This window comes from Rodentibacter sp., assembly GCF_057314195.1.
The window spans coordinates 1-14,203 of sequence record NZ_DBHLAM010000048.1 but is presented as its reverse complement, the minus strand read 5'-3'; the positions used below and the strand labels follow the sequence as shown (position 1 = coordinate 14,203).

The 14,203-nt window shown below is 43.7% G+C and carries 7 protein-coding genes; all 7 read right to left on the bottom strand.

Annotation, left to right across the window (positions count from 1 at the left end):
* Positions 1–53 precede the first annotated feature (53 nt).
* The gene (locus tag ACO59Y_RS06730) at positions 54–1,508 is read right to left on the bottom strand and encodes a glycoside hydrolase family 32 protein (protein ID WP_486131782.1); all 1,455 of its coding nucleotides are present in this window, start codon (positions 1,506–1,508) and stop codon (positions 54–56) included.
* Between the two features lie 97 nt (positions 1,509–1,605).
* Positions 1,606–2,532, bottom strand: coding sequence for an aminoimidazole riboside kinase (locus ACO59Y_RS06725; RefSeq protein ID WP_486131780.1), 927 nt, complete (start codon positions 2,530–2,532; stop codon positions 1,606–1,608).
* A gap of 215 nt (positions 2,533–2,747) precedes the next feature.
* Positions 2,748–3,935, bottom strand: a complete 1,188-nt coding sequence (gene tyrS / locus ACO59Y_RS06720) for a tyrosine--tRNA ligase (RefSeq protein ID WP_486131778.1) — start codon at positions 3,933–3,935, stop codon at positions 2,748–2,750.
* 199 nt (positions 3,936–4,134) lie between these two features.
* A complete protein-coding gene (gene sfsA, locus ACO59Y_RS06715; RefSeq protein WP_486131776.1) occupies positions 4,135–4,851 on the bottom strand; it encodes a DNA/RNA nuclease SfsA in 717 nt (238 codons plus the stop codon).
* Positions 4,852–5,089: 238 nt separating this feature from the next.
* Entirely contained in the window at positions 5,090–5,359 is a 270-nt protein-coding gene (locus ACO59Y_RS06710) for a hypothetical protein (RefSeq protein ID WP_486131774.1), read from the bottom strand.
* A 190-nt stretch (positions 5,360–5,549) separates the two neighbouring features.
* On the bottom strand, positions 5,550–5,906 hold the full coding sequence (locus tag ACO59Y_RS06705) for a hypothetical protein (protein WP_212510223.1): 357 nt from the start codon (positions 5,904–5,906) through the stop codon (positions 5,550–5,552).
* 2 nt (positions 5,907–5,908) lie between these two features.
* On the bottom strand, positions 5,909–14,197 hold the full coding sequence (locus ACO59Y_RS06700) for a two-partner secretion domain-containing protein (RefSeq protein WP_486131772.1): 8,289 nt from the start codon (positions 14,195–14,197) through the stop codon (positions 5,909–5,911).
* Positions 14,198–14,203: the final 6 nt, after the last annotated feature.

Sequence of the window (14,203 nt, the reverse complement as noted above, 5' to 3'; positions counted from 1 at the left end):
TTCCTAGATGATTTATTTTCAACATTATTCGTTATTAACGAAGTTGATTTTAGTTAAACATACTGAATTGGTTTAGGATAACCAATTTCAATGTCTAACGAACGATCCGAGCTTATCAGATTTTCTCTTTCTGCGATAAAGAAGCGTGACGTCATCGATTTCTCACCGTTATTTATGAAAATCTCCACAATTGAGCGATCAAAGAAAATTTCTACCAAATGCAATTCTTCCACTTCGCAATAACGCTGCGTTCCGAATTTTTTCATTAACTCGGTTTGCTCGGATTGACTACGATCCAAACAAATCAAACTATTTTCGTAAGATAAGCTTAAATACTCGCCTTTTTCATTGGCAAAGAAATTCAATTTAAATGGTTTATTGCCCGCATCAAATTTTAAATAAGCACGATCTAAATCGGCGACGTGCATTTTCCCTTGCAAGGTGAAGGTTGAAACTGCGGTCAGATTTTCATAGATTTTTGCAATCGGATGTTGATATAACCGATTGTTTTCTAAATGAATTTCGCGAGGTAATGTGAGGGCAGAATGCCATTTGAATTTATCTGTTGGATAAGTGAGATCCGGTAAGCCGATCCAACCGAACATCAGGGTGCTTTCTTTATTTTCTAAGCCACTGAAAGTTTGTGGTGCGTAAAAGTCGAAACCTTGGTCGAGTTCGGCGATATGTTTGGCTTCCAGCGTATTACCGTTCAAGTGCCCGATAGCATAAGTGGCGTGGTAGTTATTTTGAAATTGATGCGGTGCTCGATCTTTGCCTTGTGGCGACCAAATAAAAATGTCTTTATCACTTAATTTAAACAAATCCGGGCATTCCCACATAAATACCTTGTGATTGTTAAATGCCGGCACGGCAAGTTCGCCGAGCAAACGCGGCTTGTCGTTTAAGTTATCCATTTCAAAAATAATTGCGGTGCCGCTAAGGTTTTCTCGTTGCGCACCGCAGATGAAGCGAATTTTGCCGTCTTGGGCGAAATAAGGTTTCGGATCGCGCACATGCTCGGTGTAGCCGGCTGGTGCATTTTCGATTAATGGACGCTTGTCGATGAGTTTACCGTCTAAATCGAAAATCGCTAGATTTTGGTACGGTACGCGTTGATTATCGCTCGGTCGGCGAGTGTTGCCGGTATAGAACATTGCCAATTTGTCGCCCACTTTCAATGCGCCGCCAGAATAGCAACCGTGCGATTCGAATAATTTGCAAGGAATTAAATCGTCGGCCGCTTGATAAGTGTGAAAATCATGTGTGACGAAATGTTTCCAATGTTTCATACCGTGCAATGCATCAAACGGAAACCATTGATAAAAAAGATGATATTTTTCGCCATCAAACACCAATCCATTTGGGTCGTTTAATAAGCCGGTTGGCGGCGCAAGGTGGTAAGTCGGATAAAAATCTTTGTCGCCGGCTACTGTTTTCAGCACCGCATTGAGCTCGCCCGGTGCGGCAGCAAGGAGGCTTTTGTATTTGCCGTTATTGAAAATAATCATTTGAATCTTCTGTCAGAAATGGAAATGGTACAGATTAAAATTTATGTACGTAAATAAAATCAAGGTGCGTGAATATCGTTATTCACGCACCTTATGATTAATCGGCTAAAAATTCAGTGAGTTGCGCTTTATTAGGCAAGGCCGACATCGCGCCTTTGGCCGTTGTGGCAAGTGCACCACAGGCATTGGCTTGGCGGATAACTTGCTGCAACACATCATCTTCTTGCCAGTTTGGATGTTGAGCGAGTCCCGCAAGTAATCCCCCTACGAAAGCGTCGCCTGCACCGGTGGTATCGACCGGTTTTAACGCTTTGCCGACCACCACGTCTTTTTTACCGGCAAAATGATATAACGCGCCCTCTTTGCCAAGGGTCACGATAATTAATTTTTCCGGATAAAGCGTGGTGATGCGTTCGAACGCTTTTTCCAAACTATCGGTGTTAGTAAGCAGGGTGAGTTCTTCCTCGGAGAATTTCAATACGTCTGCCAGTGCCACCGCTTCCATCACCACGGTTTTCATTTCATCTAAATTAGCCCAAAGGGATTCACGCAAATTCGGATCGAACGAGAAGAAGCCGCCCGCCACTTTAATGCGTCGAATCGCTTCAAAGGTTGCTTCGCGCGACGGGTTATTGATCAGCGCGATGGAGCAGCAGTGCAACCACTCGCCCGCTTGGAACGGCGGTAAATCGGTAGTTTGCAGGAATTGATCGGCACTCGGATTCACCATAAAGGTGAAACTGCGTTCGCCGTTATCTAAACCGACCACAACCGTTGAAGTGCGATGTTGTGGATCGAGAATCATATGTGTGATATCCACGTTTCCCGCATTTAGCGTTTCTTGCATAAATTGACCGAGTGGATCGTTGCCCACGCGTCCGATAAAGGCACTCTGACAACCTAAGCGCGCCACGCCCACTGCCACGTTAGCCGGCGCCCCACCCGCACAACGTAAATAATGATTTTCACCGTCGGGAATCAAATCCACCACGGCATCGCCGGTTACCCAAATTTTTTGGCTCATAGTATTTTCCTTTTGTTGATAACAGCGTATTTATAAATATTGCTATTGAGCTTCTTCGTGTTTTCCATTTATGGCACGTAATGACCGCGAAAATAAAGGCTTCAATGCGGTGCTAATTTCAACTTTCATTGCGACTTCATAGCCATTTCTTTGTGTTATGTTGATTCTTTAATTAAAAAATAACCGCACTTTAAAAGCGCGGTTAATTTCCATTTTTATTTCACCGTTACGCGTGCAAACTTGCGTTTGCCTACTTGGTAAATATTTGTGCCTTTTGGCGCGTTGACTTTTACATCTCCCACTTTTTCGCCGTTGATTTTCACGCCGCCTTGTTGCGCGGAACGAATTGCCTCAGAAGTGGAAGGAACGAGGCCGGCTTCTTTTAATAAAGTCGCTAAACCGATTTCGTCCGTGAAAGTGAATTCTGGCATTTCATCCGGTATGGCACCTTTTTGGAAACGATTGATAAATTCTTGTTCGGCGGCATCAGCCGCGGCTTCATTATGGAAACGCGCGATAATTTCTTTAGCCAGTAAAATTTTTACGTCACGCGGATTTTTGCCGTTTTCTACATCCGCTTTTAGTTGTGCGATTTCGCTTAATGGGCGGAATGAAAGTAAGTTATACCAATCCCACATTAAATCGTCCGAAATCGACATGATTTTACCGAACATGTCATTTGGTGCATCAGTCACGCCAATATAGTTACCTAGCGATTTAGACATTTTTTTCTCGCCGTCTAAACCGACGAGCAATGGCATAGTGATGGCGACCTGCGGTTTTTTGCCGGCGGATTTTTGTAATTCGCGACCGACTAATAAATTGAATTTTTGGTCGGTTCCACCCAGTTCGATGTCTGCACTTAATGCGACGGAATCGTGTCCCTGCAATAATGGATAGATAAATTCGTGGATGGCAATCGGTTGATTATTGTTGAAGCGTTTTTTGAAATCGTCACGTTCCAACATACGGGCAACGGTGTAGTTACTTGCCAAGCGAATCATGCCTTCGGTTCCGAGTTTGCCTAACCATTCGGAATTGAACACGATTTTAGTTTTTGCCGGATCTAAAATTTTGAAAATCTGTTCTTTGTAAGTTTCTGCATTGCGTAGCACGTCTTCGCGGCTAAGGGGAGGGCGGGTGGCGTTTTTGCCTGACGGGTCGCCTACCATACCGGTGAAATCACCGATTAAGAAATATACTTCGTGACCGAACTGTTGGAATTGACGTAATTTATTTAACACTACGGTATGTCCCAAATGAATATCCGGGGCAGTCGGGTCGGCGCCTAATTTTACTTTTAAAGGGCGATTTTCTTTCAATTTTTCGATTAAATCCGCTTCTGAAAGGATTTCATCCGTACCGCGCTTTAGTTCTGCGAGAACGGTATTAATATCAGTCATCGTTATTTCCTAATTGTGTTTTGTAAAGGGCTTTATTATAGGGATTATGAATGAATTGTGAATAAAAAAAAACGCCTATTTGTGGGGAAATAGGCGGGAATGTTGGAGTGATTATCTAATATTGTTGTTGGAATGGTTAGATGATAATTGTTCTCAATAATCTTGTCAATAACTAAATGCAAATAATTCTCAAATTTATTTATTTGATATAAGGAACGGCTTCCGTCAATGTGAGTGCAGTTGGAATTCCATCAGAAATCTTAAATTCTCCTGCATAGGCATAGGCCTCTACGCCTTGTTCGATTGCTTCTTTCAACAAGCGATCGTATTCAGGATCAATATATTCAGCAATTTTGAAATGCTTGAAACCATTGTGTAGCCCGGCAAATAGCACTACAGCGCGATAACCTTGTTTTTTCATTGTCAGTAATTCGCGCACGTGTTTTTGTCCGCGCGTAGTGACGGCATCGGGGAACATGCCTAGATCGTCTTTTACCAACGTAATAGATTTCACTTCCACATAACAATCCGGCAAGCCTTTGCCTTTTAAAAGGAAGTCTATGCGACTGTTTTCTTCGCCGTATTTAACTTCAGGATGAATTTCATCGTACATTGCCAGCGCTTTAATTTGCTTGTTTTGTAATGCTTCGAACACCAGTTGATTAGAGCGATGCGTATTGATACAGCAAAGTTGGCCGTTTGGCAGTTGGGTGAGTTCCCAAGAATGGGGATATTTACGGGTTTGGTTGTCAGAGCGAGAATACCAAACGATATCGCCTTTTTCACCGCAGCCGGTCATTGCACCGGTGTTGGCACAGTGAATAGTTATTACTTCGCCGTTTGGCAATTCAATATCGGCAAGGAAACGTTTATAACGTCGAATTAATTTTGCAGATTGCAGAGAGGGTAGTAGCATAATGTTTCTTAAAAAGGACGAATTATAGTGAATTTTTGTCGAAACATCACTACACATTGATGCTGACCTGTAGAAGATCAGATTTAATCTGACAGGCACGAGTTTTTAAATGGGAGACTGTCAGATTGGGTTTGATCTTCTACAGTTAAGGTTTCGAATAGCTGTGGTCAGGAGACGCGCTCTATCTAGGGGATTCCATCTCCCTTTAACCGATTGAAATCCCCCCATTTTTACTAAGCTATTCATTACATATCCCCTTATCCCATTTGGAATTTTTATAACCGCATTCTGCGGGCCAAAATTTTTTATATCCTTTTGTTTCCATACAACTATGAAATTTTTCATAATTATCACTATGAAGCTTTTTCAAATCATAATCACCATATTCAGCTCCGCACTTAACAGCATCTTTCCAACGCTGGTGTGAATTAGTTTTACCTATACTATAAGGCTTTTGATAATGTGCTATAGCTGGCCATGATTTGCCTTTATCAACACAATTAACCATTTGTGGAGTATAAAAACATCCGTTTGAGTACCAACATCCGTTTAATATAAAACAAAGAAGAAATAAGGAGTACCTCATTTTTATTTACCTCCTATTTTCATCAAAAGTTCAAACATATCTGATGACATTACATCGGATAAAGCAAATGGTACGGATACTGGTATTGCAATAGCAGTTGTTACTTAGTAGGCTATTCATTACATATCCCCTTGTTCAAGCTTTTAGGTTCTTTTACACCACATTCTGAGCTGTCAAATATATGATATCCTTTACTTTCCATACAAATACGAAATTCATTTCGGAAATTTTGGGGTTTAATAACACTCCATAAATTACTATCTCCATATTTAGCTCCACACAATTCAGCATCTCTCCAGCGCTGATTTATATCAGTATGTCCGATACTATCTATTTTTTGATAATAAGCGATAGAAGAAAATGGCACTTTATCCATATAGCAATTAACCATTTGCGCTGTATACAGACACCCATTATGCCAATAGCAACCATGAAGGAATAATAGAGATATCATCAAAAACTTTTTCATTTTTATTTCCCCCCTATTTTCATCAAAAGTTCAAATGTATCTGATGATAATACATCAGATAGCGCAAATGGCGCAGACACAGGTATTGCAACAACGGTGGTTATATCTGATACTACTCCAGTAAGCTTATTTTTAGGTACTGTATTTCCTTGTTTGTCATACCATCCCCACATTTGTCCACCCAATAGATCGTGAGTTCCAGCAAATGACTCTACCGCCATATCAGACAGACTACCTTTCTCATATGGAATTGTTATTCCATATGGCAAATACCATCCTCCTTTTTCTGGTTGATGGCCTCCAGTTGGACCATAAAAGTCACTAGCAAAATCATTATTTGGGGTAAATACTTTATCTAGAGTTGGGTATTTATCTCCCCCTTCAAAAGTTATTGTTCCATCATCATTATGAACACAATTGCCTACATTAGGATTACAAATAGCATTAATATCTAGTCTAACCCCACCTAACTTAACCCCATCAAAATACCCACTATCATAAGAATCATTTCGATATACTTGACCAGTCTTAGCATCTTTAATACCTTTAAATAATCTTGAATTGGCCAAAGTCTCCTCTCTCATCTTCGTTGCGGCTAATTGCAAAGTTCCTTGTGTTATTGCAACATCAGGCGAACCCGATACGATGCCTACCACGGTTTCAAGCAAACGTTTTTGATATTGCAATTTATAAATTGCTCCATAAAGTGCGGTCTTTTCCTCTTCCGTTTTGGCTTCCTTGATTTGTTTTCTCAATTCAGCCTGTTTTGGAAGCACATAGGCATCAATCATTGAGAAGGCATTTTTACGAAAATCTTGAGTAACTTTCACTTGAATGTTGAGCTCTTTCATCACCTTGTCTTTATCAAAATGATTTTCCAACTTGCCGGAATGCTGCTCTGCATTATCCGTAGTTACATCGGTTTTAATGCTATCTAGCGTCTGCTCAACCGTTTCACCGGTTTTCGCCAGTTGTTCCGCTTGGTCTATAATTTCAATATTCTTGGTATTAATACCACTTTTTGTCACGCTACTTTGACTTTCTTTATCTCGCCCAATGCCAAATCCTGTTGAGGTTTCTAAAGAATTCCAACCTGTAGCAAGTTGTTTTGCGTTGTCTTTACCCTGCGCATTTTTGGCTTCTGTGGTCATTTCTCCTCGGTCGTTTCTATAAATTAGATTGCCATTATCATCCACCGCCTGTTTACTACTTTGTACTTGACCATCTTTCCCAAACGGTGTCTCAAAATTCGCCGCCACACTGCCACTCAAACCAAAGCTTGAACCGCTGTAGTTTGAGTGGTTTTCAATATCGGCATGGGAGAGTGTAGCGGTGGAGATTTGGTTTTTACCGTCATCTTCTGCTTTCTGCGTAGATGTGATAAGCGCACCTTTTAAGTCCGTGTGTTTATTGACGTTGATGTCATAGCCATCATCACCTGCATAAATCCCTGCCTGCTCATTTACGCTGGCATGATCGGCGTTAATTTTAGATTGGCTGTAGCTGCCACCGGTAGAGAAACCGTAGCCCACTGTCACACTACCACTTACATTCATTTGCTTACCTTTATAAGTGGATTTGTCTTGCAAGCTTTCAATGTTGAGATTTTCAGTATTGACTTCAACACGCTTGCCTTTCACTTGGCTACCGATGAGGTTCGCATCACCGCCTGCATGAATTGTTGTCTGGCTGTTCATATCGCCTACATGGCTTGCCACATAAGTGGTTTCATCGCCGTTACCGTAGCCTTTACCATAGTTGCCACCAACCGTAACACCGGCTGCTACACCGCTGCCAACTTTAATCGCTACACCCACATTGAATCCGCTGGATTTGTTGGTACTGCGTTCTTTATGTGTTTGTTCGGCGGCTTTAATGTTTACTTGATTATCAGCGGCAAGATGCGTTCCTTGTTTGCCGGATACATCAGCGCCTTCTATATGGATGGTCGAGTCTTTGTTCGCCCCTGTTGCCGTGACATTGACTTTTCCGCCCGCATTGACTTCGCTTGTAGCAGCGGTTTTGCCCTCGGTATGGGTTTTCGATTCGCTTTTTTGTTGCCCATAGGTAATTTGAATACCGACCAAGCTGTCCACGCCGTCTTTGGTGATGTTGCCCGCATCAGCCACACTTTTTACCGCGTCTTTCGCCCCATTCACCGCCTGATAAGCACGATACGCACTCATCCCCGCATTGGCCGCGGCCATCGCGTTCACTCGGTCATTTTTACTCTGTCCGACTTTTTCTACGGATTGTACCGCGCCTTGCACTGCCTGAAGCGCCGAGAGTATTGGCGAAGTAATGGCGATGGTTAAGCCTTTTTGTTGGAAGGTTTGTTTGGTGTTGGTTTCGTATCTGTCATCGGCAGCTTGAATGCCGACTTTCTGGGCGAGGATATTCACATTGCCGTTTACACTACTCACCGTGCTGGCCGTTTGCGTGTAAGTTTTGTCAGCAACGATGTTCGTATTGCCGTTCAAACTTCCCGCCTGACTGCCTTGCGCATAGCGTTTGGTTTGGTCGCTTTCGACGGTTTGTTTTTGGGCGCCGAATGTAATGCCTATGCCTCCGCCGGTCAGTACGCCGGATTTTTTCTTCGCGTGAAAATCATCGGAATAAACGTTATTTTCAGCTTCTTTAATTGCAATGTTTTTTGCGCTAACCGTGAAGTCCTTTTCCGACACCGCATTGGAGCCTTGTAGCGTGACATCGCCATGAGTGGATTGAATGTTGATTTTATTCGCATCTAAATTTGATGCTTCCGCCAGATTGTAGTTGTGATTATGGCGACGAATTTCGGTTTTAGATTGGAACATCCCGCGTTTCGTCCACTTTGTCCCTTCGGCAAGGCTTTCTTTTTGACGGCTTTCTTGAATATTAATGTCACCATGGGAAAGCATATCTATTGTGCCGTTACTTGTGGCTGAAACACCGCGCATTTCAATTTCGGCGTCGCCGATAAAACGACCATCACCTTCAATGTTTAACCGATTTCCTACTTCATTTTGTTGATGAAGTTTGTAGTAGTTGTCGCCGTCTTTAATAAAGTGTTGTTTATTTTCCGTTTCAATCGTGCCAAGGTGAAGTTTGTTGCCGGCTTGGAAAGTCGCATTGCCTTTGATATCCATATTCGCCCCTTTTACTGTCAACTCTTCTGTTGCATAAAGGGCGATATTGGTATGATTATCTTTATCTCCGGCTTGAATCGTCGCGATGCGGTCAATATTTTTATGTTTAAAGTGTCCGTTATCCGAGGTTTCAGACAGGGTGCTTTCAATATCAATATTTTTTGCTTTTGCTGTAAGATTTTGTTCGGCAGAAAGTGCACCGCCTAAATTATGCAAACGATTTTTTGCAAATAAATACACATCTCGGCCTTGTAGTTTTCCTCCTTGGTTTTCAATATTGTTTGCGCTCAAGTGCGTAAGATTGCGCCCGGCAATAATACCGCCGTTTTGTACATTACCTTGCGTGTTAATTATTACCTCATTCGCAGAGATCAGTGCGCCACGGCTGTTTACATGCGTATTACGTCCGACAAGATAAACTTGCGGAGTTAGCACAGTCGTTTTTGTACCGTCTTGCAAGATAACTTCGCGGTTCACCATCCAAACCATATCTGATGTTAAAGCTTTCATTTGTTCGGCAGAAAGGGCTACGCCCGGAATCAGATTCAGTTTTTTTGCATACAGTACCCCGTTATCCATTAAGGCCTTGTATTGCTCATAATCGGATAAATAACCGTCTAAGAAACGTCTGCCTGTGAGCTGATTGATTTGTTCGTTAATTAAACGTTGTTCATAAAAACCGTCACCTAAGCGTTTTAGTTGATTTTGCGGATCGTTATTAAGTTGTTTAAACATATAATCACTACTTAACCATTTACTGCGATCGGTAAAACGCGGATCCGTTTCCACTAAAAACGAAGAGGTTGAACTCGGATTAATTTTATACAGGCTTCCCTGCGGTAGTGTAATCTCCGGCAAATGGGTTTTAATACCGAGCTCATCTCGGTTTTTTACCATACCCGAAGTAATACTCCCCGTATTTACAGGATTTCCCGTTAAATCGGTATTTAATGGCGTTTTTTGTGTAACGGAGACGCCTTGAAAATCCGATTTCTCATCAACGGTTGCACCGACTGAAACAATCGGTTCGCCAATTTTCAATAGTTCTAAACCGAAATTAAAGTGTTGCGTAGCATGTACATCGTTAAAGGCGCTATGGTGATGGTAATGATTATGCCCTTTGCGGCCTTTTTTCTTTCTCACCCGATATTCTTGCGCAAAATCGCCGTTATCAACAATATTTATCTCGCCGATGAGATCCTCGTTATTGAGTCTGGAAAGGGCGCTACTTAAGACTTTATCGCTGCTTTGAAGAAAGGCGTTGTCATCCAATAGTAATTTTTGTCCCACTAAGATTTGACTGTGTCGGTTATGAAGATTTTCACCGGAAAGATGAAGTTCGCCTCCCATTAAAATCTTACCCGGATCTTGATGTTCAATCGTACTGGTGACAGTTGTTCTTGTGAACTCCCAAATCTTCCAGCCGAAGCCTTCAATGCGGTGCCCGTTGGTTAATTGAAAATAGGAGTTCGGATTACGACTGCCGTTATTTAAATTAAAATAGCCGTCTTTGCCGTCACGATAACGATGTGTATTACTGCCTAAAGACACTTCTTTAATTCTTTCATGTTTTATTTTGTCACCCAGTTTTAGATGTAAATCATGATTTAAGAGATGACGGGTTTGCACTCGACCGCTACCTAATGCTTCGATAGTTGCGCTGCCGTTATCAATATCATTAGCATAACCGAGCGTTTGATTATTTTTATCCAATTTTCCGCCGATATAGAGATTGCCCAAACTCATAATGAGGGAATGATTGCGATTGACGAGGTTAGCTACGCCTAAATCGAGACGTTCGCGTGCGGCAATCGTGGCGGCGTTGCCGTCGGCGTCTTCAAGGTTGTTAAGATTTTTCGCTTCTATGGCGAGCCGTCCGCCGTAAATACGTGCCTTACCGATATTATTGGCTTCACCGGCTTTAATCAAGGTGGTATTGCCGTCAATTAAACCGAAGTTATCTAGTGTTTGGCTTTGCAGACGAGTATCCGAAGAGGTAATTTCGGCCTGTGCTTCGTTTCGAATTGTCGCGCCTTCAATCAAAGCGCGATTCCCTACAATAAGATTCGTGTTATTGACAAAATCCCCTTGTGTACGAAACGTTAAATTATGGCCCACCCCGAAGCCTCGATTTAGTGTAAAACTATCCTTTAAATCAATGGCTAAATCACCTTGGGTATTGATTGAACCCTCGTCAACCAAGGATTTCGCCTGCAATGCGGTGCTGATGACTGAGTCCAGTTTGCCCAACGTATTATCCACTGCCAAAGTAAAACCGGGGTTAATGATATTAATATGACCGGTAGATAAAATTTCACCTTGTCGATTATTCAATAATTGATTAATGGCAAGATTTGCGGATTTCGCCACATAAATTCCACCGCCTTGGTTTTCAAGAACATCGCCATTCATGACTAAATCGGCTGCTTGAATTCCTTGTGTCGGCGTGGATTGTGTAGCGTTGGTGTGTTGATTATTGATGCGGGTGATGTTTAGCACTAATCGCTTGCTAGCACGAACAAGCGAGCCCGCATCACTTTGACCTTGATTATCTAGTACGCTGAAGTTGAGTATTGCATTGTCGGCTTCAATTACACCTTCTTTGTTATCGGCGGTGTCGCCGGACAGCGTCAAATCTTGCGCAGATATTTTTCCTTGCGCATTGTTAAGCTGTTGTGCGTTAAGGATCAACTCCCGCTCACTTTGAATGAGGCCTTGTTGATTATCTAAAGCGCTTGTTTCAACGGCAGTATGAATACGTGATGAAATAACCCCGTTTTGATTTTGCAGGGTTTGCGTGTTTAGCGTGGTGTTACCTTGGCTATAAATTAAGCCTTGGCGCTGATTATTGAGTGCCGTCACGTTGAGGTGAGCTTGTTTATCTGAAATCAGCTTGCCGCCATCGTTATCCATCTGTTGCGCAGTAGCGGCGATCTTCGCCCCGATAATTTCCCCCGCTTGGTTAGAAATTGTTTGCGTATTCAGTGTGATATTGCCTTGGCTATAGATTAAACCTTGGCGTTGATTATTTAGCGCCGTCACATTGAGATGAGTTTGTTCATTTGAAATCAGCTTACCGCCTTCATTGTTTATCTGCTGTGTCGTGATGGAAGCGTTAGCGCTTGAGATTTCGCCTTGTCGGTTATTAAGACTTATCGTATTCGCACTTAATTGATATTTGCCAAAAAGGTTACCGGCTTGATTGTCAATCCGTCCGCCTTGCGCATCCAGTTGCAAACGGTGGTTTGACCAAAGCACGCCTTGGCTGTTTTGAATCGATGGCGTTTGAAGGGATAACACACCCTCAGTTGCGATGCGGCCTCGGCTGTTATTTAATCTTGCGCTCAAGTTTAACGTAAGCGTTTCACGACCGCGCTGAATCCAGTTGCCTTGTTGATTATTCAGCTGCGCGCTATTCACCACAAAGTTTTGTGCATTGAGATTTGCCGCTTGCGTATCAATATGCTGCGGTGACGTTAAACCTGTTTGCCCTTCACTATATAACGTCGCCTGATTTAACACTAATGGCGATTGGCTTGAGCGAAGGTGAATGCCGTATGCGCTTACCCGGCTTTGCGCTAAATCCACCGAAACGGCATCGACGCGTAATTGCCCACCGGCTAAATGTTTGGCGCGGGAAGTCACCGTTTCGTTGGCATTGAGCGTAATATTCGCACCTTGCGCGTGTTGGGTTTCTAACCTACGCGTTTTGCCGTCAGTATTCACACCCGCAGCAATTAATGCGTCTTTTTCGGTGTGAATGTTTTGGGCTTGATACATAATATTGCCTTTTGCGATGCTTTCACCACGCTGAGAAATATTTTCTTTCGCTTGATAAGAAATCGCGCCTTGGCGAGTGAGGACGGCGCCATTTTGTTCAATGCGGTGCTGTGAGGCAAGTTTAATTCCGCCTTGTTGCGTTTCCATTTTACCGCTATTTTGAATATCGCCTTTGGCCCGAAGGTGGGCTTGTTGGGTTGCGCTGAGGGTGCCTTCGTTGACAATTCGTCCTTGGCTGTCAATTTGCACATTACCCGCCGAGGCGCCGATGTGGCCGGTATTACGTACGCCTAAGCCCGCGCCGTTATCCACCAGCGTAATTTTCTCGGCGTACATACCGCCGAGGCGGCTGACGTCCACGGTGTAAACCGGATTTTCGGCATCCTCTGCGTTCAATGCGGTGCTGTTTTGAGCGTTCAATGCGGTGCTATTTGGGGCGTTCGCGCGGTCGCCAACGTACACGACGCTTTGATTATTCTTGTCGACTTTGTTTTGCCCGGTGGTGACTTTAATGCCTTTGTTCGCCCACAGGCCGCCGTCAATTTGCACCCGTTCGGCGATGATGTCGGTGTAATCCGCTTGGCGGTTGTCCAGCCCGTTGCCTCCGACGCTGAGCTTGCCGCCTTTGACTTCAAAGCCTTTTAATTCGCCGTTTTCCATTTGTGCGTGGCCTGTCGTCATTGTTGCTCTGCCGGCATTGATGATGCCACAGCCGTCGCACGCAATGCCGTTCGGGTTGGCAATCACCACATCGGCTTTTCGCCCCGCCACTTCCACGTAGCCTTTTAAGCGACTCGGATTTGCCGAATTGACTTCGTTTAAAATCACTTTCGCTTCGCCACGCGCCAAATTCGGGTTGCCCTGCACCCAGCCGGCCATTTGTGTTTGTGCGGTGTTGCGCGCATTGTTTAAAATCGCGCCTTTTTCGGCGACGTCAAATTGAGCATATTGATTACGCGACACGCCCGCCGCGCTCGGCGTTTGGATGTTCACTTGCGGCAAGCCGTTGGCGGTGTGCAGAATCGTCGCCTGTTGGTTGCTTGGCGCAGATTTATCGGCGCGAATGGCCATTTCCGCCACACCGTTTGGCACCGCATTGGCGGTCGGATTCGGTGCCGCCAAGGCGCTCTCAGACAAACTCACCCAACCCAAAGCCAACATCAGCCCGAAACAAAGCGGCTTTAAAGACAGCGTCAATGCGGTGCCATTTTGGAACTTCAATGCGGTGCTATTTTGAAGGTTCAATGCGGTGCTATTTTGACCTTCCGCCACCGCTTGATTGTTCTCATCTGCCGCTTTGCCTTGCGCTTTTGCCAATTCGGACACGACCACCAGTTGATTTAACACGCGGCTGAAAATGACTTTGTAGTGATGTTTGTTCATTATTTT